Genomic DNA, 23540 nt, shown 5'->3' with positions numbered 1-23540 from the left:
TTTGTTGATCTCTAATACACTGCTTACACTTAACATAAACGCACCTCCTTATATTCTTAAATAAGGTGAGCCTTAAAATTAGGACGGATAAAAACAAAAAAACCACAAGCAAACACTAGGTTTACCTGTGGTTCACGGGGAAACAATACGAAAACTCAACTTATACATGTTCCAAAATGGCATCTTCGAGCCATTATGGTGCATGTATAAGTTAAAAGCTTACGTTGTTTCCCCATGGAAATATAATCCTTACATGCACTACAAATCTGATAACTCTAATGCAATGTACATAGTTGAAGCTCTAAAGCCTAATAGAAAATAGAGACAACTATTTTAGGGCATAAAAATACCGTGCCAAAGCACGGTTAATATTTCCATATAAAAGGATATAGTTTTACCCGTGTTCTTATCTAAGTTCGAGCTAAAAACACCAACACAAATAAGCCTACTTTTAGCAGGATTTTTGTAAAAGTTTTTAGACTCTTTATTAAATTACTTAGTTAAGAACAACCTCACTCATAAAACACACTCCTATTTTTTTATAGCTTAATTTTATCATAATAATATTTTGTAATCAATAGCCTTTTAAGATATCATTTAAAAAGCAACTAATCAAAAATAATTAACATATTTATCAATATTTATTCTATGCCAAATCAAAATAGGGATTAACTTTTTTCGTTAATCCCCACTTTTCACTACTCCGCTATTCTATTCATCTCTTCTTTTGAAGCTGTCCTATCTAGCATAAGATTATAGGTCAATCCACCTAACACTAAAATTCCACCAACAATTTTTCCTACGGGAATACTTTTCAAGCTAAAACTATCGATTATAATTCCTACAAATAATTGCCCAATAAACACTATAAGGGCTAAGTAAAAGGAAGATATCTTTGGTGTAATATAGCTGGATAGTACCACTACTATAACCCCTGTAATACCACCTAAGTAGGCCCACCAAGGCACTGCACTAATCTGTAAGCCTACAATACTTTCGCCACTCACAAGCAAAAATATGATAGCAAAAACTAATCCAACTATATAATTAACAAGGGTTCCTTGAAAAAGACCTATTTCCTCTGCTAGTTTATAGTTTATAATTCTTCCAATAACTATGGATGCTCCAGCTAAAACAGCAATTAATATATAAAACATTTAGTGATACCTCCTTAAAAAACAGTCATTATAAATATGCCCAAGCTAATAACTGCAAAACCAATTATTTTCTTTTTATCAAACTTAACTACCTTCATATTAAATAGCCCAAAATGATCGATTACTATAGAGAGAAGAGATTGTCCTAAAAGTCCTAGGGCTAAGGTCAAGGATACTCCAAGATTTGAAAAGCTTAAATTATTAAAAAGCACTGTAAAAACTCCTATGGCGCCAGCACTATACAGGTATAGGGATATGTCCTTATGAATTTTAAACTTACTCTTAGATAATAATATCACTAAAGCTATAGATAAAAGTCCCACTATATGGATAATAACTAATGAGGTATAATTACCTGTGGTTTTTGACAGAGCTCCATTGAACATAATCATTACTGCTATTAGAGCACCTATAAAGGTTGAAATCAAATTATACATACTGCTCCCCCTTTTTAAATATCTATATTTTAAATTTATCATGAGGGGGTTGAAAAGGATTATGCCATATGTCATATTAGATAAAAGAAAGTATATATATTAAGGGTGTTTTATGAAAAAGATAAAGGATATTAAAAAATTAAATAACTTTATAAAAAAATATAATATTGATGAAATCTTTAGTAAGGATATGAGACCTGCCATGGAACTTTTTCTATACGAAAAGAATGAGTACATCTGCAAGGAAGGGGAACCTATCAATTATCTTTATTTCTTTTTAGATGGGAAGGCCAAGGTATATAATAATTTAAGCAATGGTAAGGCCTTATTACTATGCTTTTATCATGGACTTATGCTCCTAGGGGATTTAGAGATGATTAATCCTCAGCCTACCACCTGCAATGTTCAAGTTATAGAAAAAACCTATTGTATTGCCATTTCCACAGATAATATAAAGCTATATCTTATGGAAGATCCAAAGTTTTTGAAATTCATCTGTAAATCCTTAGGAGAAAAGCTCAACAATCTGTCAAAGAATAGCTCCATCAATCTCCTCTACCCCCTTGAAAACAGGTTGGCCAGTTATATTTTAGCTACAGCAGAAACCAGCCTTTCAAATAATAAGACCACCACTATATTCAGAGGTAATCTCACGGAGATATCTGAGCTTTTAGGTGCAAGCTATAGGCATTTACTGAGAACCTTAAACACCCTCTGCGTTAAAGGCTGTATAAGAAAAAAAGGCTCTCACTACGAGGTCATTAATGAAGACTTGTTAAAGGAATTAGCAGCAGATTTATATAGATAATTTCTTTAATTAACAGTAAAAAATAACTATATAAGTTGCAAAGATCTAGATATCTTTCTTTATTGCAACTTATATAGTAAAAACTACTAGCAAAATGACTAGCCATCTTTAGGGAAATTCTTAATAAAAAGTAATTATTATCTGTGTAATATCTAAAGGGTTTGCTTTGCGGATGTAACTGTTATCTCTAACACTCTGCTCAGAAAAGAAAATTTTTCTTTCATCATATCAAATTCTGAACCTGCTTCAAGGAATTTTGCTGTTCCTTCAATTAAGAAACCCGTTCCCAAGCGCTTATATCCCATGACCTCTTTACTTCCTATAGTAACCTTAACTTTATTATTTAGCTCTACGTTATTCTGTGTCTTGCGCATTCCTGCAGCTGGTATTAATAATCTACCATCTTCTCTGACATTAACATATGAATTCCAAGTATTAACTAAGTGAGCTTCATTATTGCTGCAAGATGCAATAGCCACCACTCCCTCATGTGAAAGAACTTCAAGCAATTTTTCATTTAACATTTATATTCCTCCTTAATTAAATCATAAATTATTGCATTTATCATAACACTTATAAGTGCCTTCATTTCTTTTAAATACAGCGCGAAGTGGAAAGTGCTTATCTACAGCTCTGTTCCGAAGGGTATATTACAAGTAAAGCAGGTAGTGGGTTTATAGTTGAAAATTTAGAAAGCAATATAATCTCTAAACTAAAGCGAGAGGACTTTGAGCATATAAAAAAACATAAAAAGACACTGCCTAGAGCTAATTCAGAGGATAATTATAAATATGATTTTCAATATGGAAGCCTAAGCGCTTCTGATTTCCCTTTGAGCCTATGGAAGAAAATCTCAAATAAATGTTTATCAGCTTTGAGCCCTGAAAGTATGACATCATACAATAGCAGCAAAGGTGAGCTAGAATTACGAATAGAAATTATGAAATATCTAAATAGATCAAGAGGTGTTTCCTGTAGTCCTGAACAAATCATTATTTCTTCAGGTATTGAACACTGTTTAAGCTTAATATGCCAGCTGTTTAGACATCATTTTAAGGAAATAGCTTTAGAAGATCCTGGATATATGGGTGCAAGAGATATATTTATCAATAACGGTTATAACATTGTTCCTATTGGATTAGGTTAGAAAAATACTCTAATAATATGGTTCTACTTGGTTTTGGCAGCATGTCCGAAAGTGATATTGTTGAAGCTATAAAGCTGCTTAATGATGCATGGTTTAAACATTAATGATAAATTTGATAAAAGTATTTATTTTAAATTACATAAGGATAGGAAAAATTATAGAAATTAATATGTATTTAAATAATTATGGAGTGCTTTCTACTAAGTTTTACAATAACTCTTTTACACAATAACTCTTTTGTAAGTATTGACCCTAACACCACGTCATAGTGTAATATAAAAATATAGCTTGAATATATTAACAAAAGCCCATAGCCGGCTGAGTATTAGATAATATTGATAGCTGTAAAATCAAACTTTGAGGTGTAGCAATGAGAACAGTAAAACAAGTTTCGGATTTGACAGGAATAAGTGTGCGCGCACTACATTACTATGATGAAATAGGATTATTAAAACCAAGTGAAATTACAGAGGCTGGATATAGACTTTATAACGATGAAGCCCTTAAAACTCTGCAGCAAATTTTATTTTTCAAAGAGCTTGGTATACCTTTAAAAGATGTTAAAGAGATAATGTTGAGTCCGTACTTTGATAAAATGCAAGCACTAAAAAATCAGAAAAAGCTGCTTATGTTAAAACGCAAAAGATTGAGTGGTTTAATAGAGCTTATAAATAAAACATTAAAAGGAGAAAGCACGATGAATTTTAAAGAATTTGATATGAGTGAATATTATAATGTATTGGAAGAATTTAAAACAGAACACAAGGATAAAGTAATTAAATTTTATGGTAGTGTAGATAAATATAATGAACTTATTGAAAAATGTAAATCTAGGGAAGATGAGATTGCTAAAATGGCTATAAAGCAATATGGAAGTATTGAGAAATATGCTAAAGCTGTAAAGGAAAATCTTAATAGTGACATGTTAACTTTAGCAGAACAATATGATAAGTTTAAAAAAGATTGTTTGGAAGATAAGCATCCAAAATTAAAAGAATTATATAAAAAGCTTGTATCTGACTTAAGTAAAGATCCTTCTTCAAAGGAAATTCAACAAATTGCTGAAGAAATAACAAATACAGCTAAAAAAGATTATGAAATTTTCAAAATGGATAATGGAGATGATCATTGGTACTATATGGTGCAAATTTATTTGGTATATCCCCAATGGATAGAAGCAGTGGATAAGAAATATGGAAATGGGGCATCTAAATTTATCGGTGGAGCTCTAAAAAATTATTTAGGAAATAAGCAACCTAAATTAGAAGAACTATATGAAAGGCTTGTATCTGACTTAAGTAAAGATCCTTCTTCAAAGGAGATTCAACAAATTGTTGAAGAAATATCAGACGCAACTAAAAAAAGTCAAGAATTTTACAAAGTGGATGAGGGAGAGAATCATTTGGGTTATACTGCAGAGCTTTATTTGTCAGATTCTATTTTTATAAAAGTAACTGATAAAAAATATGGCAGTGGTGCATCTAAATTTATTGGAGAAGCTTTAAAATTTTATTCTGAAAATAGTAATTCATGAATTAAAAACTATGAACGATTTGACATACAGAACCAAAGTTATAAGTATTAACGTAGATACTCAAAAAATAAGCTGCAATTAAATAATTAGGAATTAAAAATCGCGTAATTCAAGAAAGTGAATTATGCGATTTTTCGTAATACTACTAACGGATGCATTAAAAGTGTTATCAATTGCTGTTGATATGGTGAACTGTACCATAAATAACGTAGACTCTTTTGAAAAACGTTGGTATAACCGCTTTTAGGATATATAATCGCGGCATATATGGTATCACATCTCAAATAAATTACAAAAACATTTTATGTATATCTTTGATATAATATATAGATAATTGTAAATATTGCTTATTAGGGATCTAATACCAATAATTTTAAAGGAGTATGAATATGTGTAAAAGAATTTTACTTATAGAAGATGATGTTAATTTAATAAAATATATAGAAGAATACTTAAATACTTATGATTATTTAGTTGAAACAATTAAAGATTTCAATGATGTTGAGAAGAAAATATTTGAGGGAAAAAATGATTTAATACTTTTGGATATAAATCTTCCAAAGTTTGATGGGTTTTATTTTTTGAAACTAATTAGAAAAAAATTAAACATACCTGTTATTATAGTTTCCTCAAGAAGTGAAGAAGCAGAACAAATTAGAGGGATAGATTTAGGTGCAGATGATTATATAACAAAGCCTTTCAGCATAGGAATACTTTTAGCAAAAATAAATGCGGTATTAAGAAGAACAAGTAGTATTAATGAAAATGTTATTGAGATTAATAAAGTAAAGCTTTATTGTGAGAGCATGGAGATAAGAACTGACAATGGAAGCATGCCATTATCAAAGAATGAGTACAAGCTTCTTAAAATATTCTTTATCAACTATGAAAAAGTGGTCACCAGGGAAGAATTGTTGGAAGAGTTATGGGATGAAGATGAATTTGTAGATGATAATACTTTAACAGTTAACATTACGAGATTAAAGAAGAGGCTTAAAGAAAATAATATACAATTGACTATAGAAACAAAAAGGGGTGTTGGCTATGTCCTTAAGTAAGCTAGTTAGAGTTGTTTTAAAAAAGGAGAAGGTTTCAATTTTTATTTATTTATTTAGCTGCCTTTCTATAATGCTATTTTATTACTTATTATATAATGGGAAATTTATGTTATACCCTGTTTTGTTATGCTTCTTTTGCCTAATGGTATATTTAATTTATAAGTTTTATGTATACAATTCATTTTATGAATCTCTTAAAGAAATAAAGACAAGTCCTTCTTATAATTTAGATAAGGATAGTAATTTTGAAGAAGTCTTTGATGAGATTAGGAAGATACATAACGATTATATTTCAAAGATATACGCTTTAGAGACTAACTATGAAGAAAAGGAAAAATTACTTATACAATGGATTCATAATATGAAAACCTCTGTGGCAGTAATTAATTTAGCCATGGAAAAGCTACCAAATGAAGATGCCGCTAAGGATATAAGGAATGAAAATAGTTTGTTGCAAAAGAATTTAGAAGGCGTATTAAATATATTTAGGCTAGGAGAGTTTTCTAAAGATTATGTACCAGAAGCAATAAATTTAAAAAAGCTGGTGAAGGAAAGTATCAATTCACAAAAAAGAAATTTTATCTATTCTAATATATATCCTGAGGTAAATATACCTGAGGACTATTTTATTTTGTCAGATAAAAAATGGGGCAAATATGTTATTGAGCAAATCATAAGCAATGCAATAAAGTACTCATTATTAGGCGGGAAGGTGTATTTCTATGCTGAAGAAAGTGATTGTAAGATTACACTTTATATACAGGACTTTGGTGTAGGAATAAAAAAAGAAGAGCTTTCTAGAGTATTTGATGTATTTTTTACAGGAAGCAATGGAAGAAAAGAGGAAAAGTCTAGTGGCGTTGGTCTTTATATGTGCAAGTCCATTTGTGATAATCTAAATAATAAAATAGATATAACTTCTGAGCTTTCAAAAGGTACAATTGTTAGTGTAACTTACTTAAAACAAAGATAACCTTACATTGATGCAAGGTTAGGTAAGGAAAATCGATTTGAGAATATAGAAATAGCTAATATACTTTAGATATAGTTTTAAAAAACATAGGAGGTATAAAATGAATAAAATTATTAGCTTTTCTTTAATTGTATTTTTATTATTAAACCCAAGTTACATTAAGACTGGTACTCATATAACTTTTCCTTACATATCTAGTCACCCCTCAGAAATGGGATCTGATAGAGGCAAGCTACTTGACCTTCCAAAATATGATCCTCAAAGACCTAAAACACCATGGCAGGTTGATTTGCGTAGTTATGATTTGACAGAGCTTAAACTTAAAGATAGATATGAGGACTTAATCCACGCTGATTTTGATAGTAACACTAAATGGCCCCTCGAGCTTCCTGAAAACTATAATCCAGATAAAATAATGGAACTTGGTAAAAACCCTGGACTTGGAATCAGGCAATTGCATAAGGATGGTATAACAGGAAAAGGTATAGGTATTGCAATCATTGACTCAGTACTTCTTGTTGATCATGCAGAATATAAGGATAATTTAAAATATTATGATGAAATGCACTGTCTAGATAACAAAGTAGAAATGCATGGTCCAGCTGTTGCATCTATTGCTGTAGGAAAAAGCATTGGTGTTGCTCCAAGTGCAGATTTATATTATATAGCAGCAGATGCTATGGATTGTATAAATGGTGAATATATCGTAGATTTTAAATATTTAGCGCAATCAATAGATAGGATTCTTTATATAAACAAACAGCTTCCTAGTGATAAAAAGATAAGAGTAATTTCAATTTCTATGGGCTGGTCTAACCAAGAGAAAGGTTATGATGAGATCGTTGCTGCAGTAAATAGAGCCAAAGAGGAAGGAATATTTGTTATTTCGTCTTCTGTTGATGAAACCTATGGATTTAATTTTAATGGCCTTGGAAGGCAGCCATACAGCGATCCTGAACTAGCATCATCCTATGAAGCAGGTACCTTTTGGGCAGATTATTTCTTTAAAAAGAAGGATCATACTCAAGATATAAAAAATCTTTATGTTCCTATGGATTCTAGAGCTATCGCAAGTCCAACAGGTGCAAATGATTATACTTTTAGCAAAGATGGCGGATGGAGCTGGTCTATTCCATACATCGCAGGACTTTATGCTCTATCTTGTGAAGTAAAACCAAATATTACTCCAGAAGAATTCTGGAATAAGGCATTAAGCACTGGAGATGCTATTAAAATAAATCATGAAGGAAAAGAATATAAACTTGAGAATGTTATTAATCCTAACCGACTTATTGATGAATTGAAAAAGGAGAAAAAATGAGAAATCGTTAGCAATTTCCTTGATGAATGTTGATTACAAGCGCAATCTTAGATACAAGAACTGCAATAAGGAGGAAGAGTGATGGTAAATAACATCAAAAAATTTAGTCTTAAAAAGAAAATATTTTTTATACTTGTTGCTATTTTAGGAGTATTTTTAATATTTGCTTTTAATTTTCCACTAGGCGAATATGTAGATTCTAAGGTGAATGGAAATAGTGGAATAGCTAGGGTACCTAATGTTGTGGATTATAAAAGAGGAAAGCTTAAAGAGCTCCCTAAATATGATGAAAACTCAAAAAAACAGTGGCAGGTCGATTTAAGAAGCTATGATCTATCAGAACTTAATGTTAAAAATAATTTAAAGGATTTAATGTATGCACATTTTGATAGTAAAACAAAATGGTCTTCTGATATTCCAAAAGAATTTGATAGGCAAGCTATTATGGAATATGGAAAAAACCCGGGATTGAATTTGAGAAAACTTCATGAAAAGGGTATTACAGGAAAAGGAGTGAGCATGGCTATTATTGATCAAACTCTTTTAACCGAGCACGAAGAATATAAAGATAGATTAAAATTTTATGAAGAGATTCATAACAATGAAGAGGGCGGTGCATCTATGCATGGGGCGGCTGTTAGCTCTATTGCAGTAGGAAAGACTGTAGGTGTTGCGCCAGAGGCAGATTTATACTACATTGCAGAAACTCATGGAAAATTCACTTTAAGTAGTATGGTAACTGGTCTTACCTCTGATTATAAGTATTTAGCAAAATCTATAGATAGGATTATAGAGATAAATAAGACTCTACCTAAAGAAAAAAAGATAAGGGTCATTTCTATGTCTATAGGATGGAATAAAGGGGAAAAAGGATTTAATGAGATAGATTCAGCAGTAAAAAGGGCTAAAAATGAAGGGATGTTAGTGGTTTCTACAAGCTTTAATAGATATTATGGAGTCAATTTTTGGGGACTTGGAAGAGAAAGTATGAAAAACCCAGAGGATTTTAAAAGTTATGAACCGGGAGAATTTTGGAAAGATGAATTTTTTAAAAATGACGAAAAATTTCATAATGAAAGATTTGATGTAGGAAAGAACTTTATGGTACCAATGGACAGCAGGTGTACCGCATCACCTACAGGAAAATCAGATTATGTATTTTATAGAGAAGGTGGACTTAGTTGGACTGTTCCTTATATAGCAGCTTTATATACTTTATGCTGCCAGGTAAATCCTGATATAACTCCAGATGAGTTTTTAAAAGCAGTATTAGATGCAGGAGATGTAGTGCAAATAGAGAAAGAAGGTAAAAAATATAATTTAGGCAAAATAGTAAATCCAGAAAAGCTTATAGAAAAAATATCATCTAAGGAGGTATATTCATATGAAGGCTTTAGAATGTAGAAAACTAATAAAAGTTTATGATGCATTTAAAGGTGCACAAGCCGTAAAAGCACTTAATGATGTGTCCTTCAAGGTAGAGGATGGAGAATTTTTAGGAGTTATGGGACCCAGCGGAAGCGGTAAAACAACCTTGCTAAATATTTTAGCCGGAATTGATAAGGCCACTGCAGGTGAAGTTTTTATTGACGGAAAAAATATTCTAACCATGAAAAAAGATGATATGGCTATTTTCAGAAGAAACAATATTGGCTTTATATTTCAGGAGTTTAATCTTTTAGACAGTCTGACTGTCAAAGAAAATATAGGATTCCCATTAACCTTAGACAAGATAAAGCCAAAGGTTATTGAAGACAAGGTTAATGAATTGATAGAATATTTTGGATTAAAAGATGTTGAAAATAGTTATCCCTATAATATTTCAGGAGGCCAGAAGCAAAGAACAGCAGAAGCCAGAGCATTAATAAAGGAACCAAAAATAATATTAGGAGATGAACCTACAGGAAATTTAGATTCGAAATCATCCATGAATATAATGGAAAACTTTAAAAAAATAAACGAAGAAAAAAAGGCTACTATTGTCATGGTAACGCATGATCCTTTTGCAGCATCCTTTTGTAGGAGAATTATATTTATAAAGGATGGAGCTATTAAGCTTGAGATAAACTCTAATGGAAACAGAAAAGAGTTTTTTGATAAGGTAATAGAAGCACAATTGGTTATAGGGGGGCAGGAATAGTGGATTTTTCTTCAATGATTATAAAAAATATTAAGCATAATATTAAAAATTATATGGCATATCTTCTTGGTAATAGTATAATTCAGTGCATATTGTTTATGTTTTTTACTTTAGTTTTTAGTCCTAAGTTTATGGAGAACAAAAAATTCCTAGGCTTAAAGGAATATTTAATCGCTATAGTGATTTTTATGATAGCTTTTTCAGCAGCATTTATAATCTTTACCACAGTTTCATTTACAAAATACAGAGGGAGAGAATTTGGAGTATATTTTACAATAGGATTAACTTCAAAGGAAATAATAAGAATACTTTGCTATGAAAATATTATAATTTCTTTAGCATCATTTCTATTTGCATCTCTCGCAGGAAGTATATTTTCAGAACTCTTCCATATGGCTATAGGAAAAATACTGAAGATTGACAATATAGCAATCCCTTTAAGCCTTAAGGTTTATGGAGCAGTATTATTAATCTCATTTGTAATATTTTTATTTACTACAATGTACCAGATGATATTTTTAAACAGATATTCAGTTGTAAATATATTAAAGTCAAAGTCAAAGAAAGATATAGGAAGTACAAGCACTGTTCTAGGTGCAATAGGGATAACAATTTTTATAGGTTCTTTTGTCCTTTTTAAGATGATGGCTGACAGGAAAATAAATAGCAATGGGAATATATTCTCTGTACTTCCTGTAGTGGGTATAATAGTATCGAGTTACTTATTGATAGGCTTTTCAATGACAGTAGTAGTAAAGGTTATAAAAAAATTTAAGAAAGCCTACAATAATAATATTTTATTTATTAATTCTCTTTCACATAGGTTTATATCTTATAGAATAGTCTTATATGTGGTTACCTTAATGGTTTCTGGAGGAATGATATTTATTTCTTTTGCTTACAGCATGTATAAATCAACCGAGAAGCAAATAAATATACAGTATCCGTATGATATGAGTTTTATAGTTGATAAAAGCGGCATTAAAGATACAAGCATTAAAGATTTTGTTGCCAAGAATTTAGGAGAGGTAAAAAGCTACAGTGAAGTAGAAGGACTAAATATTCCTAATATTAGAGTAAATGATGGCGCTTGCTTATGGCGTAGACCTAATATGCTGGTTATAAGCGAAGACAGCTATAAAGCTTTGGAGAATAATGAGTTAAATTTAAAAAAAGGAGAAATTCTTTATTGTCATGCCGAAAAGACAGGCAGCTTTTATGATGGAGGCTTTATGCTGGATTTATCTAAAAAGGTAATGAATGATGAGGCTATGTCTCTAGCTGAATATAAAACTCAGCGTAATACTGATGAGTACAGATATGTACCTAAAGAGAAAAAAGAGGAGAAAGTAGCTGCTATAGTAAATTCCTCTTTCAATGAGGATTATTTCAGAGGCGACGTTGTGGTTGTTAATAATGAGGATTACAAAATTATGAAGCAAAAGCTGGGGGATGAAGCCATTACTTATGATGTACTTATCAATTTAAAAAAAGGGAAAAAGTATGATGAGCTCTATAAAAAATTAGAAGCTACTTTTGGAAAAAAGGCCCTTAATTCCTTAAGTATTAAGGAATTAATATTAGACAATGGTATAGAATCAAATGGTTTTATGCTATTTATCTGTAGTTTTATGGGAATGATGTTTTTAGTAGGAAGTGCAGCAGCTTTATACTTTAAAACAATAACGTCTATTGAAGAGGATAGAGAAAGAAATAAGCAATTAATGAAAATAGGTTTATACAGAAAGGAAATTAACGCTTTGATTATTAAAGAATTAGGCTCAGTGTTCCTTGTGCCTCCAATTATAGCTTTAATATGTATAGGGCACTATTTATCTGCTGTTTATAATGTGGTAAATGATGGGGAGTATATGTGGAAAAATAGTTTGTTTGTTTTTGGAGTATATTCTGTTATTCAAATCATATTTTATTTAATAACCTCAAATAGATATAAAAAACAGATTGCATTATAAATAGAATGATTAACAAATTAATATTAAGTTTAATATAATGTAATATTAATTTAAGGAGAAAATTATAATGTATAATAGTATAAAAAAAGATTATAAGCCAATAGGTCCAGCCAATTTATATACTTACTTTATTGGAGAAAATCCAGTTACTTCATTTAATCCTATAAGTGTATATCCTAAAATAAGTGAAAGTGCATTTATAGGACCTTTTTCAAGTGTAATAGGTGATGTACTAATAAAAAGTAATGTATTTGTAGGTGCTAATGTAGTGCTAAGAGCAGATGAGGGAACACCATTTTATATAGGTTATAACTCTAATATACAAGATGGAGTGATATTTCATGGGCTAAAAGATGCTAAATACTCTGTAAATGGTATAGGGTATTCAATATATATTGGGAATAAAGTAAGTATAGCGCATGGAGCATTAATTCATGGACCAGCTATTGTAGGAAACAATACATTCGTCGGATTTAATTCAATTGTATTTAACGCTATAGTAGAGGACGATTGCTATATTGATACTGGAGCAATTGTAACAGGAGGAATTAGGATAGCTGCAAATAGATATGTTCCAATTGGTGCAATTATAAATACACAAGCTAAGGCAGATAATCTTTTAGAAGTACCAAAGGAACAATCAGATTTTGCAGAAAAGGTTATTAAAGTTAATGTAGAGCTTTCAGAAGTTTACGACTTGAAATTTGGTGATACAAGTTGTAGTTGCGGTCTTTGTTGTAATCATAATACCTTAATTCACAATTAGACAAAAATCATAATAAATTATAAAAATATAAGCTGGCTTACCTCAAAGAGTGTAAGCCTATATTTATATATTATTTCTAAAATTACCCCTTCTAGCTTATTAAGCAGGATAAAAATTTGTTATTGTAGCTTTTAAAGTTCCCTTTCCACTATTGATATATATATGCTGATTAGATGCTTGAAAACTTATAGAATCATTAGGATTTAATTTATAAGTTTCATTATTTACTTCTAATGTTAATTCCCCTTCCAGCAACATAATATATTCCTCTGACCTTCTAGAATGACCCACAGATTTATATGAGCAGCCTTCATCAAGTTCAATTTGAAAAAATTCAAAATTGCGATATGGTGTGTTATTGTAGTAGCAATATACACGATAATGACCTTCTTCAGAAGTCTGAGCTTCAATATCACTTTTCTTTATAATACAAGTATCATGTTCCTTTTGTTCAAGTAATGAAGTATAAGGAACTTTTAATCCCTTAGCTATTTTCCATAAAGTGTTTATTGTTGGATTAGTATCCCCTTTTTCAATCTGAGATAACATGACCTTGCTAATATCAGATAACTCCGCAAGCTGACCTAAGCTTAAATTTCTTTCAATACGAAGTGCTTTTAGGTTTTCTGCAATAATAGAATTTATATTCATTAGGATAAAACCTCCTATAATCATATTGACAATTATAATTAACAAAAGTAAAATAGAATAAACATTAAGTATACTTAACGTTCGTAAATTATTATATCGTAACCACTTAAAGTATACAATAAGAATGAAAAATATTTAATCGGACTAAGGAGGATACTATTATGATAACAAGAGAAAAAGCATGGAATTTGCTTAATAAATACAATAAAGAGACATTTCACATTCAGCATGCTTTAACCGTTGAAGCTACTATGCGCTATTTTGCAGAAAAATTGGGCTATGGAGATGATGCAGACTTTTGGGCCATGGTTGGTTTGCTACATGATTTAGATTTTGAAATGTATCCAGAACAGCATTGCAGCAAAACTCAAGAGATTATGAGAGAACATGATGTTGATGAAAGGTTAATAAGAGCGGCAGCTAGTCATGGATACGGACTTTGTTCAGAACCTCAGCCTAAGCCAGAGCACGAGATGGAAAAAGTATTATTTGCAGTGGATGAACTTACAGGATTAATTGGTGCAGCTGCAAGAATGCGACCGTCTAACAGTGTTATGGATATGGAACTTTCAAGTCTTAAGAAAAAATTTAAGGATAAGAAATTTGCGGCTGGCTGTTCACGTGATGTAATTAAGCAAGGTGCAGAGATGCTTGGCTGGGAATTAGACAAATTGCTTGAAGAAACAATTCTAGCAATGCGTTCTTGCGAAGCCTATGTTAATGATCAAATGAAAGCCTATAATAATTAGTTGATTCATACATATGACATCTGAGCACAGCAAAAATTATACATTATAAATAAAACCAGTACTTTAATGGCACTGGTTTTACTTACTATATTAAAAATGATTATAGAAAACAGTTTGTAAAATATCCTTCCTCTTCATATGATTAGGATGAGGTTTAGAATCCTCACTTGGATATCCTATTGGAAAAATGCATACTGGTTCAAGATTTGAAGGTATATTAAAAGCATTACGAATAGCAATTGGGTCAAAATGTCCAACCCATGTTGTACCTAATCCAAGCTCAGCAACTTGCAGCATCATATGTGTGGCAACGATACTACCATCTATATCAGTATGAACTTTTCCATCATAACTACGCTTCCAGGCTTCATCTTTGTCAGCGCACACAAGCAAAGCCATAGGTGCATTAAAATGATAAACCGTGCACTCTTTTAGTTTTTTAAGCGCCTCCTCACTTTCAATTACTAAAATTCTTTGAGGCTGATAATTTACAGCGGTAGGCGCTAATTGTCCAGCTTTTAAAATTAAATCTAGTTTTTCTTGTTCAACCTTTCTATTATCAAAACTTCTTAAAGAATACCTTTCTTTTGCTAACTCTATAAAATTCATAAAAATACCATCCTTTCATGTTATAATAAAATATAGTAGATTTATATACTACTTTGTTTAACAAATCTTATTCCCATATCAAAAGCATTATTGCAGTCTTTTGGAAATTGCTCTTCTCTAACTTTTGCTTTTTTCTTTTTATCAAATGCTGTAACAACATATTTTGAATAATCATCAAACTGGTATGTGTCGTTGGCAATTAATGATTCAGAATAGCCAAAGAGTCTTTTCATAGTCATTTCTGAGGACTTAAAACCTTGTTCATATCCTAAATCTTTCATTCGTTCATCAGTCACATTCATAGTATAAATGAATCCAGTTGATACTTTTTTCCCAAAAAGGCTTGAATAATCAGTGTCATAACCTAAATACTGAAACATAAACCTTTCTAAAAAAGATCTCATAGCTCCAGTGACTGATCCAAAATATATTGGAGACCCAAAAATAATGGCATCAGCATTTGCAGCCTTTTCAAGTATAGGTGATAAATCATCCTTTAAAGCACACTTCCCATAACTTTTACCATTTTTCATTTTGCAAGCAAAACAGCTCACGCAACCTTTATAATTTATGTCATAAAGATGGATAAGCTCTGTTTCAGCTCCTTGTGAAGCTGCCCCTTCAAGTGCTTTATTAAGAAGGATAGCAGTATTCTTATTTTTTCTGGGACTTCCGTTAATTGCTATTACTTTCATTAAATATACCTCCATAATTGCTGTTTTTAACCTTAATTGGATTTAAAATTTCCATTATGATTTCATCCCCCTATAAGTTTATGAAGAATATTGGGCATTTATTTTTCTTCTATTTTTTATTATAATAAGCTTGAAACAAAAAGAAAGTATGCACTTTTTTGTAGCATACTTACCATTAGGAGAGTGTAACTTATATGGATGCATTATGTCGTAGTAAACAAGCCCCTTTTGAATATACCCTTGCCATTATCGGTGGTAAATGGAAAATGAAGATAATCTATGAGTTGGCCTGTGGATCTACATTACGCTATAGCGAACTCAAACGTAATATATCTTTAATCACTCATAAAATGTTAAGTTCACAACTCAGAGAATTAGAGAGTGATGGAATAGTTACCCGTAAGGAATATCCTCAAATTCCTCCAAAGGTAGAATATTCTTTATCTGAAAAGGGTTTGTCATTAGTTCCTTTAATGAATGAAATGTGCAATTGGGGTAAGAAGCATAAAGAAAACAGTCAATTCTGTGTTAAGCCATCTCCAAAAAAATAACTAGTCAGTCTACTCGTCTATTTTGCGTAATACTGCGTCCACTATTAATGGAACCTGTGTCCTTGTCTTACGCAAGATATACTTTGCATCTTTGACTAGTTATTTTTTTACGATGCCTAATTAAATAACTCCTGTCTTTGCTCCTCCTTTAAATAGAGAAAATGGAAGCTTAAATTGTGGAGCGCCCGTTGAATATGGAGCAATCTCATAGGGGTCAAAATAAATAATCACATTACCATCTTCTATTCCGAAAGGTTGATCTGATCTAATGGAAGCAAAGCCTTGATCTTTTTCACTAAAATATTCCGTTGGATTTAATTTTATTTGTTTTTGAATTTCTCCATTAATAACAGAGAGATAGTTTTCATTTTCATCAAATAGATCTTTTAAAGCAAGTTGTTTTCCAGTGTTTAAATCAAAGTTAAAAGTTTTTATTTCAGAGTTTCCATGTGCTCCAAGGGTATCTCTATAGTAAGTACAAGCTATACTTACTATATTTTTTTGCTTGTAAGTAACTTTGTAGCTAGTAGAAGCTTCATATGGTCTTACTTTCCAACCTTGCTTCTTTGAATCTATTGCAAATTCAAGCCCTTGAATTTTTATCTCCTCTGCAAAAGCAAGTGCATCTTTTTCTATAAAAGTATTAATAGAAGTTTGAATTTTAGTATCTTGAATTCCTTCTAATACCGGAATCTGCAAATTAATTTTGTAGGCTTCTTTACTGTCTTTTACTTCTTTTGTTGAAACTTTCACTTCAGATTGAACATTGATATGTGCACCTTGTACATATGGATTTGACATAGGCTGAGATGTAGGTTCTACTTTTGTAAATGAGGATGCTCCAAAGCTTAGCATTCCAATTAACCCTAAACAAAATATTTTTTTCATACATATTCACTCCTTAACTTTTACTATTTATAGCTTACTATCATGTTTATACTATAACTCACAAATTATACAGATGTGTTACAAAACACTTACAAATAGTAAAAATTTGGTTAAACGGTTATAGATAAAGGCGCACTAATAAGTAATGCACCTTCTTTCTTTTTAGCCTATGCTTCACGCAATAAAAACTCTAATACCTTAACATTCAGTTCATGGTGGAAGCTTTCTCGATTAAAGCCAGATGGATCTTATGAAAGAGGAAAATCATTCCATCTTAGGAACCTTTTATCTATCAAGACCCTCTTCTAGATATTCAGCTCCAAATTTATGCATCATTTCTAAAATAGGAATCATTTTTTTACCAACCTCTGTTAGACTATACTCCACTTTAGGCGGTACAACAGGATAGACTCTTCTATGTATAAGATTATCTTCTTCTAAACTTTTTAACTGTCGTGAAAGCACTTTTTGAGCAACATTGGGTAGCTTTCTTTGAATATCACTGAACCTAAGTTCCTTATAGCTCAAGTACCACAAAATCAGTATTTTCCATTTACCAGAAATCATATCCTGGATTAGAACCATTGGGCACTTTTCATATTGAACACATTTTTCCCTCATATAGCATTCTTCATGTCTATTTATTAACTGCTCCATTTTAAACACCTCTCTAGGTAGTGGTTACTTTTTTGTCACTACATGACAAAAAAGTGCCTAATTGATAAAAGAATAAATAAATAATATTATAATATCATAGAAACCTCTTAAGAGATAGCTATCAAAATAAATGTATTAATAAATTCATGATTAATTTATAAACATTGTAAATAAATTTTAAAGGAGCAAAAAATATGAGCAAAATATTGTATATTAAAGCAAATTCAAAACCAGAGGGAACATCAAGGACTTTTAAAATCTCTGATAACTTTGTTAAACAATATAAAGAACTCAATCCTAACGATGAAATTATAACTTTAGATTTGTATAAAGAGGGTATAGGATTTTTATCAGAAGAAGACATGAGCCTTCATAAACCAGCTTCTGGGGAAGGTAAAGATCATCCTATTCTAAAATATGCCTATCAATTCGCTGAGGCAGATAAATATATAATTGCAGCACCGCTGTGGAACTTAAGTATCCCTGCCATATTAAAGGCATATATAGACTACATATCTATCACAGGAATCACATTTAAATATACCGCTGAGGGTCCAGTGGGCTTATGTCAAGGAAAAAAAGCCATTCATATTGTTGGAAGAGGTGGAGGATATTCTGAAGGACACGCCTCAGAGTATGAAATGGGTGATAGATATTTAAGAACCATCTTTGGATTTTTTGGAATCACTGATTTTTCTACAGTAGCGGCAGATAAGTTAGATGTTATTGGTGAGGATGTAGAAGCAATTTTAGAAAAGGCCATTGAAAAGGCTAGCCAAGCAGTTAAGAACTTTTAGCCATTACATTAAAACTATAATGTTAAGAAAAAGATAGTTAAGTTTTAATTATCCTTATTAGCCATTAATGCTTAATAAATAATAAATATATTATATCCTTAAGAAAGAGGAAAGTTATGAAACATAATAATGATGCCATTAGTACTTTAGAACAAATATGTTTGGACTGTAAAAATTATCAAACGGTGCACTGCGTTAAATGGAAATGTAATATTGGCTTTGCTTTAGATGCACTAAATTTAACTCCAAAAAACGGGCTGACAATAATAAAGGACGGTTTGCAGCTTATTCCAAAAGATGATATGAAGCATTATGACAGGCTAATGGCAGCAAGATGTATAGCAGCTATATGCAAAACATGTAAACAGTGTATGAAAGGCCATAATGAAAATTGTAATATTTCATTAGCTAGAAGATCTATTGAAAGTATAGTATTAAAAGAAATAATTGATTATCCTGGCAACATACTAACATATATTGTTAAAGTAGCAGAACAAGACCAAGATTTTGCTGATTTAATCCAAAAAGAAATTTTATGATTATTGTGTTATAAGGTATTTGTAGCTCCATAGATTTGGTTTGCCCAAATCTATGGAGGTTCTAAAGAAACCTATATTCATAACTCATGAGCCTATCTCATATATCAGGGCAATGCTTTTTCAAAAATAATATTGGAGTCCTTATCAAATCCAGTGATTTTAGCAGCCTGAAAATTTACTACATCTCCCTCCAAGGTAAATAAAAACATACTATCATAAAGTTCCTTTTGCTCGAAGATTTTCATTTCATCCTTCACATTCAGTGCCAATTTAACAGATTTAATATTAGGATCATTCACTATACCATAAAATTTTCCTAATCTATAGTTGTCTTTAATGCTGCTTATACCCCAGCTATAGTTAATGGCATTTTTAATGTCATTTTCACTGCCATGTACTTGATCTCCCGCATACCATAGTCCCAAAAAACCTCTTTTTACGGTGTTCAATGAGAACCATTTGTCATATTTACACAGATATAACATGCCCCCTTTTATCTTTTGTGATTTTATAATTGTAGAGGGGCCATAATTCGCTGTTCTTTCTGATCTTTTATGGGCAGAGAGAGGAGTAAAAGAAGCACCTAAAAAGCTTGTAGAAATTAGAAGTAGCAACACTAAAATAAGTGTATTTCTTATAAGTTTTTGCTTTTTTATCATACACCATCACCTCCGCTAAGGGGTAACTCAAATCTCATCTTCCTGTTGTAGTAATCATAATCGAGAATTAACTTTTTTGCATCCTTGTTAAAATTATCAATGCGGATTAAATGCCTATTACCGAAAATATTGCCTTTGCCCTCTCCTCCTCCATAATATCTATTTCCTTTATCATCATATATTTGAAAATCCAGCATTGACCATCCCTGAGAAAATAGCTTGCTGTAATCATCATAACGTATATATACGCTGCCATTTTTATCTACCACAAGCTTTTTTACTACCACAGTTCTGTCATCAATTCTATCCTTCTCATTAATGTTCACTGAGTATTTTATATCCTTACCGCTAGGGATTGAACCAAAGGGTTCGAAAATACGAAAAAAGCTAGGAATAATTATTAAAATCGCATAAAAACCTACTAATACTATTAAAGTATTAATAATTGATAGAAACCATCCTACATAAGGTCTGTGAAGCTTGTTTAATTCCTTGCCAATCTCCACAGGATCTCCCATGCTCTCCACTGCTTTTCTGATAGCTGTTTCCTCATCAAAACCCCTGTCAATAAAGTCATGGATGCGATCTTGAATATGATTTTGAAGCTCTTCACTTATGGTATCATGAGCTCCCTTGTATTTTACATTCTTACATACCTCGTTTAAAAACTCGTCTACCTTATACCATGGCATGCCCCTCACCCCCAAGTACCTTATTAATCTTTGAGGTGAAAAAATCCCATTCATTTTTCTTATCAGTCAGAAGCTTCTGTCCCTTCAGGGTTATTCTGTAATACCTTCTTTTCCTTCCATTCTCTGTTTCATGCATGTAGGATTCAACCATACCATCCTTTTCAAGTCCATGTAGAATAGGATATAGTGTGCCTTCTTTTAAGATGAAGGTATTATCTGACCGTTCTTCTAATTTTTTTATCATTTCATAGCCATACTTATCCCCTTCATTCAACAGCATTAATACAAGCATGGTAGTACTGCCGCTAATTAAGCTTTTATCAATCTTCATTATATTCCTCCTCTAACAAATTTCACCTCGGCAATCTATGTATTTATTATACATAGATTGCCGAGGCAATTCAATGAAATTTAAATAATAAAAATTTATATTCAATAATATCGCAATGCATATGTATTCCTTTGCTATATTAAAAAAATAGCAAGTGATCAATAACCACTTGCCATCTTTTAATCAAGTATCCCTTTTAAATGATATATTTCTCTTTCTCTTCCAAAAGCTAATTTTTTTGCCCAGGAGGTATCTAACTCTTTAAGACTATCATTGTTACAAATTTTAATCTTCTTTATTTCTATTCCATAACGACTGTATTGGTATCTTAACTCTGTGTTAATATACTCCAGGGATAACAGAGGAAGTTGCCTTGAGCTAATTTCCTTTGCTTCATACAATGAACTGTAGGTAACAAATATATCTAAATTCGCTTTAGCCTTACCTATTTTTCTTATACCCTGTAGAAGCTTATCTTCCCCTTTAACTACCCCATCTCTAAGACTGCCCCAAGGCAAGTTTATATATATATTATCTGCAGAGCTTGTAAGCTCCTCTGAAATATTTAGGGCATTATCAATAACATACAATACATTGCTCAAGCCGCCTTTTGCAGGCTTTCTGTTAGCCTTCACTGCGCTTTCCATCATGTTATTAGCTACAGCATCCAAGCCTATATAGAAATGTTCTTTATTCTCCTTAGCTTTCTTGTATGGAAAACTACCATCTCCAGTACCAATATCTATTGTTATGCCTTTATAAGCTCTCGTTATATTTCTTAATGTTTCACCATCTAAATTTTCAATTTTATTTCCTTTTAATATTTTCATTTATATCTCCTCCGCTTTCTTTTCTATTTGAAATAAAAAAGAAAACCATGGAGGACCTCGGAGTAAGATAAGTTTTTTACTCCAGTGTTCTATAACTGAAAATATTAATTTGTGGCGTTAACCGTAATCAGTTTTAAATATTAACTGATATTAACAAGGATCACGCATACCTTTCATCCTTTCACTATTTTTTATCACTGTTTCTTTTTATACTAGGAATAAATTGCATTTTTATAAGCATTTGCAAAATACCTTAGTGTACTGATTATACCACTATAATTAATTTTTTCAATATTTTCAGAATATGCTGACATTATAAAAAATGCAGATATTTAAAAGACAATGTAAATTAATGGATAAATATAATTAGATATGCTATAATTGTAAATAATATCATCTCGCCTAGTTAAATGAAGCCATAAAAACACTAGTTAAAAAAGGGGATTTTTATATGAAAGAAAAATACAAAATTGAGATAAAAAATGGAAGTATGCATCTATTTAAGGAAGGATTAATATTTTATGAGGATTGTGGTGAATTACATAAAACATTTACAGGTAAACTTAAAACCAATAATATTATTGCTACTAATTACGAACTGGAAGATATATCGGGCATATTTTCTTCCGGACAAAAATATAAAGTCAAGAAGTCAAATGGAGAGCAAGGAATTATGACAAAATGTACCTTTGGAAATTATTATCATTATGAGTGATGTAATAAAGCTAATTTACTTTCATTTAAGGAGGATAAGCCATGGTTGCAAAAATTGAACCTTATAAGGGAATTTCGGTCATATATGATGAAATAAGACCTTCATATCCAGAAAGATTAATTCAGGATGTTATTTCTAAGACTGGCATAAAAACAAAAGACAAGCTGTTAGAAATTGGTCCAGGAACTGGGAAAGCCACTATACAATTTGCTGAAAAAAACTTTACCATCCACGCCGTAGAACTAGGTGAGGATATGGCGGAAATACTTAGGAATAAATGTACCAATTATCAAAAGGTTACCTTGGACGTAGCTCCATTTGAGCAGTGGAACTGTCCTACCAATGAACAGTATGACATGATTTATTGTGCTCAAGCATTTCACTGGCTTGACGCTAGTGTTAAGTATAAAAAATGCCATAACCTTTTAAAAGATAATGGCCATCTTGTTCTGTTTTGGTATAATCCTTGCCATGATGTCTTGCCTGCCACAATGGAAATAGAGGAAAAGACTAATGCCATAGTTGCGCGTTATGCTTCTGACTATTCTTTTGATAATGGAAAGCCTGAGAGGCGCACAAATGATGGAGTATCAAAAGGAGATGAAAGAAGAGCAGAAATAGAAGCATCGGGCTTATTTGAGTTAGTTGAAAAAATAGAGTACACAGAAGAAGTAAGAAACAATGCCAGTCAATATTTAAAAGTAAAAAAGACAATACCTGCCTTTGCTTCTATTCTTGATAAGCTAAATGATAAAATTATTGAAAAAATGGATAGCGAAATTGAAGAAGTTATCAATGATTATGGTGGATATGTAAGTACAAGATTTATCTTTTCTTTGTACATAACTAAAAAAATAAATTAA

28 protein-coding genes are annotated in these 23540 nt (G+C 31.3%); 16 read left to right on the top strand and 12 right to left on the bottom strand.

Annotated elements, in window-relative coordinates; genetic code table 11:
* Positions 1 to 698 precede the first annotated feature (698 nt).
* Entirely contained in the window at positions 699 to 1157 is a 459-nt protein-coding gene (locus BN2665_RS04620; protein ID WP_055665951.1) for a DMT family transporter, read from the bottom strand.
* A gap of 14 nt (positions 1158 to 1171) precedes the next feature.
* On the bottom strand, positions 1172 to 1594 hold the full coding sequence (locus BN2665_RS04615; RefSeq protein ID WP_055665950.1) for a DMT family transporter: 423 nt from the start codon (positions 1592 to 1594) through the stop codon (positions 1172 to 1174).
* Positions 1595 to 1706: 112 nt separating this feature from the next.
* Here BN2665_RS04615 and yeiL point away from each other — a divergent pair, with 112 nt between their 5' ends.
* On the top strand, positions 1707 to 2402 hold the full coding sequence (gene yeiL, locus BN2665_RS04610) for a transcriptional regulator YeiL (protein WP_055665949.1): 696 nt from the start codon (positions 1707 to 1709) through the stop codon (positions 2400 to 2402).
* Positions 2403 to 2554: 152 nt separating this feature from the next.
* On the opposite strand, the gene BN2665_RS04605 is transcribed toward yeiL, so the two are convergent.
* The gene (locus tag BN2665_RS04605) at positions 2555 to 2926 is read right to left on the bottom strand and encodes a pyridoxamine 5'-phosphate oxidase family protein (protein ID WP_055665948.1); all 372 of its coding nucleotides are present in this window, start codon (positions 2924 to 2926) and stop codon (positions 2555 to 2557) included.
* An 86-nt stretch (positions 2927 to 3012) separates the two neighbouring features.
* Here BN2665_RS04605 and BN2665_RS04600 point away from each other — a divergent pair, with 86 nt between their 5' ends.
* The 9 genes from BN2665_RS04600 (at position 3013) to BN2665_RS04560 (ending at position 13314) form a co-directional block, all read left to right on the top strand.
* Complete coding sequence (locus tag BN2665_RS04600) at positions 3013 to 3549, top strand: aminotransferase class I/II-fold pyridoxal phosphate-dependent enzyme (RefSeq protein WP_055665947.1); 537 nt, start codon at positions 3013 to 3015, stop codon at positions 3547 to 3549.
* Positions 3550 to 3919: 370 nt separating this feature from the next.
* Complete coding sequence (locus BN2665_RS04595; protein WP_055665946.1) at positions 3920 to 5083, top strand: MerR family transcriptional regulator; 1164 nt, start codon at positions 3920 to 3922, stop codon at positions 5081 to 5083.
* A 389-nt stretch (positions 5084 to 5472) separates the two neighbouring features.
* A complete protein-coding gene (locus BN2665_RS04590; RefSeq protein ID WP_055665945.1) occupies positions 5473 to 6141 on the top strand; it encodes a response regulator transcription factor in 669 nt (222 codons plus the stop codon).
* Positions 6128 to 7114, top strand: a complete 987-nt coding sequence (locus BN2665_RS04585; protein WP_055665944.1) for a sensor histidine kinase — start codon at positions 6128 to 6130, stop codon at positions 7112 to 7114. The genes BN2665_RS04590 and BN2665_RS04585 overlap by 14 nt, the downstream gene beginning before the upstream one ends.
* A gap of 100 nt (positions 7115 to 7214) precedes the next feature.
* Positions 7215 to 8435: a S8/S53 family peptidase gene (locus BN2665_RS26880; protein WP_195892659.1), complete on the top strand. Its 1221-nt coding sequence runs from the start codon at positions 7215 to 7217 to the stop codon at positions 8433 to 8435.
* 81 nt (positions 8436 to 8516) lie between these two features.
* Entirely contained in the window at positions 8517 to 9839 is a 1323-nt protein-coding gene (locus BN2665_RS26875; protein WP_154674861.1) for a S8 family serine peptidase, read from the top strand.
* Positions 9820 to 10575 (top strand): ABC transporter ATP-binding protein, encoded by a 756-nt coding sequence (locus BN2665_RS04570; protein ID WP_055665943.1) that lies wholly within the window; start codon positions 9820 to 9822, stop codon positions 10573 to 10575. Before BN2665_RS26875 ends, BN2665_RS04570 begins: the two co-directional genes overlap by 20 nt.
* The gene (locus tag BN2665_RS04565; RefSeq protein WP_055665942.1) at positions 10575 to 12548 is read left to right on the top strand and encodes an ABC transporter permease; all 1974 of its coding nucleotides are present in this window, start codon (positions 10575 to 10577) and stop codon (positions 12546 to 12548) included. Before BN2665_RS04570 ends, BN2665_RS04565 begins: the two co-directional genes overlap by 1 nt.
* Positions 12549 to 12615: 67 nt before the next feature.
* Complete coding sequence (locus tag BN2665_RS04560; protein WP_055665941.1) at positions 12616 to 13314, top strand: LbetaH domain-containing protein; 699 nt, start codon at positions 12616 to 12618, stop codon at positions 13312 to 13314.
* Positions 13315 to 13413: 99 nt separating this feature from the next.
* Here BN2665_RS04560 and BN2665_RS04555 read toward each other — a convergent pair whose 3' ends face one another.
* On the bottom strand, positions 13414 to 13965 hold the full coding sequence (locus tag BN2665_RS04555) for a helix-turn-helix domain-containing protein (RefSeq protein ID WP_055665940.1): 552 nt from the start codon (positions 13963 to 13965) through the stop codon (positions 13414 to 13416).
* A gap of 161 nt (positions 13966 to 14126) precedes the next feature.
* Between BN2665_RS04555 and BN2665_RS04550 the strand changes: the two genes are divergently transcribed.
* A complete protein-coding gene (locus BN2665_RS04550; protein ID WP_055665939.1) occupies positions 14127 to 14714 on the top strand; it encodes an HDIG domain-containing metalloprotein in 588 nt (195 codons plus the stop codon).
* 90 nt (positions 14715 to 14804) lie between these two features.
* Here the strand turns inward: BN2665_RS04550 and BN2665_RS04545 are convergent, their stop codons facing one another.
* Both BN2665_RS04545 and BN2665_RS04540 read right to left on the bottom strand, forming a co-directional pair.
* The gene (locus BN2665_RS04545) at positions 14805 to 15323 is read right to left on the bottom strand and encodes a nitroreductase family protein (RefSeq protein ID WP_055665938.1); all 519 of its coding nucleotides are present in this window, start codon (positions 15321 to 15323) and stop codon (positions 14805 to 14807) included.
* Positions 15324 to 15364: 41 nt separating this feature from the next.
* Positions 15365 to 16018 carry a flavodoxin family protein gene (locus tag BN2665_RS04540; RefSeq protein ID WP_055665937.1) on the bottom strand — a complete coding sequence of 218 codons (654 nt, stop codon included), beginning with the start codon at positions 16016 to 16018 and terminating at the stop codon, positions 15365 to 15367.
* 194 nt (positions 16019 to 16212) lie between these two features.
* Between BN2665_RS04540 and BN2665_RS04535 the strand changes: the two genes are divergently transcribed.
* The gene (locus tag BN2665_RS04535) at positions 16213 to 16569 is read left to right on the top strand and encodes a winged helix-turn-helix transcriptional regulator (protein WP_055665936.1); all 357 of its coding nucleotides are present in this window, start codon (positions 16213 to 16215) and stop codon (positions 16567 to 16569) included.
* Between the two features lie 120 nt (positions 16570 to 16689).
* On the opposite strand, the gene BN2665_RS04530 is transcribed toward BN2665_RS04535, so the two are convergent.
* The gene (locus BN2665_RS04530; protein ID WP_055665935.1) at positions 16690 to 17457 is read right to left on the bottom strand and encodes a DUF3298 and DUF4163 domain-containing protein; all 768 of its coding nucleotides are present in this window, start codon (positions 17455 to 17457) and stop codon (positions 16690 to 16692) included.
* A gap of 285 nt (positions 17458 to 17742) precedes the next feature.
* On the bottom strand, positions 17743 to 18114 hold the full coding sequence (locus tag BN2665_RS04525) for a winged helix-turn-helix transcriptional regulator (protein ID WP_055665934.1): 372 nt from the start codon (positions 18112 to 18114) through the stop codon (positions 17743 to 17745).
* A 194-nt stretch (positions 18115 to 18308) separates the two neighbouring features.
* Here BN2665_RS04525 and BN2665_RS04520 point away from each other — a divergent pair, with 194 nt between their 5' ends.
* On the top strand, positions 18309 to 18911 hold the full coding sequence (locus tag BN2665_RS04520) for an FMN-dependent NADH-azoreductase (protein ID WP_055665933.1): 603 nt from the start codon (positions 18309 to 18311) through the stop codon (positions 18909 to 18911).
* A 116-nt stretch (positions 18912 to 19027) separates the two neighbouring features.
* Entirely contained in the window at positions 19028 to 19450 is a 423-nt protein-coding gene (locus tag BN2665_RS04515) for a hypothetical protein (RefSeq protein WP_055665932.1), read from the top strand.
* A 104-nt stretch (positions 19451 to 19554) separates the two neighbouring features.
* Here the strand turns inward: BN2665_RS04515 and BN2665_RS04510 are convergent, their stop codons facing one another.
* From BN2665_RS04510 to BN2665_RS04495, 4 genes are all read right to left on the bottom strand, one after another.
* Positions 19555 to 20109 (bottom strand): hypothetical protein, encoded by a 555-nt coding sequence (locus tag BN2665_RS04510; RefSeq protein WP_055665931.1) that lies wholly within the window; start codon positions 20107 to 20109, stop codon positions 19555 to 19557.
* The gene (locus BN2665_RS04505; RefSeq protein ID WP_055665930.1) at positions 20106 to 20801 is read right to left on the bottom strand and encodes a permease prefix domain 1-containing protein; all 696 of its coding nucleotides are present in this window, start codon (positions 20799 to 20801) and stop codon (positions 20106 to 20108) included. Before BN2665_RS04505 ends, BN2665_RS04510 begins: the two co-directional genes overlap by 4 nt.
* Positions 20788 to 21132, bottom strand: a complete 345-nt coding sequence (locus BN2665_RS04500) for a PadR family transcriptional regulator (RefSeq protein ID WP_055665929.1) — start codon at positions 21130 to 21132, stop codon at positions 20788 to 20790. Before BN2665_RS04500 ends, BN2665_RS04505 begins: the two co-directional genes overlap by 14 nt.
* Before the next feature lie 179 nt (positions 21133 to 21311).
* Positions 21312 to 21962, bottom strand: a complete 651-nt coding sequence (locus tag BN2665_RS04495; RefSeq protein ID WP_055665928.1) for a class I SAM-dependent methyltransferase — start codon at positions 21960 to 21962, stop codon at positions 21312 to 21314.
* A gap of 451 nt (positions 21963 to 22413) precedes the next feature.
* Between BN2665_RS04495 and BN2665_RS04490 the strand changes: the two genes are divergently transcribed.
* Together BN2665_RS04490 and BN2665_RS04485 are read left to right on the top strand one after the other, a co-directional pair.
* Positions 22414 to 22677 carry a hypothetical protein gene (locus BN2665_RS04490; protein WP_055665927.1) on the top strand — a complete coding sequence of 88 codons (264 nt, stop codon included), beginning with the start codon at positions 22414 to 22416 and terminating at the stop codon, positions 22675 to 22677.
* 41 nt (positions 22678 to 22718) lie between these two features.
* Positions 22719 to 23540, top strand: a complete 822-nt coding sequence (locus tag BN2665_RS04485; protein ID WP_055665926.1) for a class I SAM-dependent methyltransferase — start codon at positions 22719 to 22721, stop codon at positions 23538 to 23540.

It is taken from the genome of Desnuesiella massiliensis (assembly GCF_001403615.1).
Classification (GTDB): Bacteria; Bacillota; Clostridia; order Clostridiales; family Clostridiaceae; genus Desnuesiella; species Desnuesiella massiliensis.
Note: the sequence above shows the minus strand (reverse complement) of the source record. Positions and strands in the feature narration are given on the sequence as shown.

Bases quoted from the DNA above. Each gene is read 5' to 3' on its own strand.
- BN2665_RS04620 (WP_055665951.1), bottom strand. From the start codon at position 1,157: ATGTTTTATATATTAATTGCTGTTTTAGCTGGAGCATCCATAGTTATT.
- BN2665_RS04615 (WP_055665950.1), bottom strand. From the start codon at position 1,594: ATGTATAATTTGATTTCAACCTTTATAGGTGCTCTAATAGCAGTAATG.
- yeiL (WP_055665949.1), top strand. From the start codon at position 1,707: ATGAAAAAGATAAAGGATATTAAAAAATTAAATAACTTTATAAAAAAA.
- BN2665_RS04605 (WP_055665948.1), bottom strand. From the start codon at position 2,926: ATGTTAAATGAAAAATTGCTTGAAGTTCTTTCACATGAGGGAGTGGTG.
- BN2665_RS04595 (WP_055665946.1), top strand. From the start codon at position 3,920: ATGAGAACAGTAAAACAAGTTTCGGATTTGACAGGAATAAGTGTGCGC.
- BN2665_RS04590 (WP_055665945.1), top strand. From the start codon at position 5,473: ATGTGTAAAAGAATTTTACTTATAGAAGATGATGTTAATTTAATAAAA.
- BN2665_RS04585 (WP_055665944.1), top strand. From the start codon at position 6,128: ATGTCCTTAAGTAAGCTAGTTAGAGTTGTTTTAAAAAAGGAGAAGGTT.
- BN2665_RS26880 (WP_195892659.1), top strand. From the start codon at position 7,215: ATGAATAAAATTATTAGCTTTTCTTTAATTGTATTTTTATTATTAAAC.
- BN2665_RS26875 (WP_154674861.1), top strand. From the start codon at position 8,517: ATGGTAAATAACATCAAAAAATTTAGTCTTAAAAAGAAAATATTTTTT.
- BN2665_RS04570 (WP_055665943.1), top strand. From the start codon at position 9,820: ATGAAGGCTTTAGAATGTAGAAAACTAATAAAAGTTTATGATGCATTT.
- BN2665_RS04560 (WP_055665941.1), top strand. From the start codon at position 12,616: ATGTATAATAGTATAAAAAAAGATTATAAGCCAATAGGTCCAGCCAAT.
- BN2665_RS04555 (WP_055665940.1), bottom strand. From the start codon at position 13,965: ATGAATATAAATTCTATTATTGCAGAAAACCTAAAAGCACTTCGTATT.
- BN2665_RS04550 (WP_055665939.1), top strand. From the start codon at position 14,127: ATGATAACAAGAGAAAAAGCATGGAATTTGCTTAATAAATACAATAAA.
- BN2665_RS04545 (WP_055665938.1), bottom strand. From the start codon at position 15,323: ATGAATTTTATAGAGTTAGCAAAAGAAAGGTATTCTTTAAGAAGTTTT.
- BN2665_RS04540 (WP_055665937.1), bottom strand. From the start codon at position 16,018: ATGAAAGTAATAGCAATTAACGGAAGTCCCAGAAAAAATAAGAATACT.
- BN2665_RS04535 (WP_055665936.1), top strand. From the start codon at position 16,213: ATGGATGCATTATGTCGTAGTAAACAAGCCCCTTTTGAATATACCCTT.
- BN2665_RS04530 (WP_055665935.1), bottom strand. From the start codon at position 17,457: ATGAAAAAAATATTTTGTTTAGGGTTAATTGGAATGCTAAGCTTTGGA.
- BN2665_RS04525 (WP_055665934.1), bottom strand. From the start codon at position 18,114: ATGGAGCAGTTAATAAATAGACATGAAGAATGCTATATGAGGGAAAAA.
- BN2665_RS04520 (WP_055665933.1), top strand. From the start codon at position 18,309: ATGAGCAAAATATTGTATATTAAAGCAAATTCAAAACCAGAGGGAACA.
- BN2665_RS04515 (WP_055665932.1), top strand. From the start codon at position 19,028: ATGAAACATAATAATGATGCCATTAGTACTTTAGAACAAATATGTTTG.
- BN2665_RS04510 (WP_055665931.1), bottom strand. From the start codon at position 20,109: ATGATAAAAAAGCAAAAACTTATAAGAAATACACTTATTTTAGTGTTG.
- BN2665_RS04505 (WP_055665930.1), bottom strand. From the start codon at position 20,801: ATGCCATGGTATAAGGTAGACGAGTTTTTAAACGAGGTATGTAAGAAT.
- BN2665_RS04500 (WP_055665929.1), bottom strand. From the start codon at position 21,132: ATGAAGATTGATAAAAGCTTAATTAGCGGCAGTACTACCATGCTTGTA.
- BN2665_RS04495 (WP_055665928.1), bottom strand. From the start codon at position 21,962: ATGAAAATATTAAAAGGAAATAAAATTGAAAATTTAGATGGTGAAACA.
- BN2665_RS04490 (WP_055665927.1), top strand. From the start codon at position 22,414: ATGAAAGAAAAATACAAAATTGAGATAAAAAATGGAAGTATGCATCTA.
- BN2665_RS04485 (WP_055665926.1), top strand. From the start codon at position 22,719: ATGGTTGCAAAAATTGAACCTTATAAGGGAATTTCGGTCATATATGAT.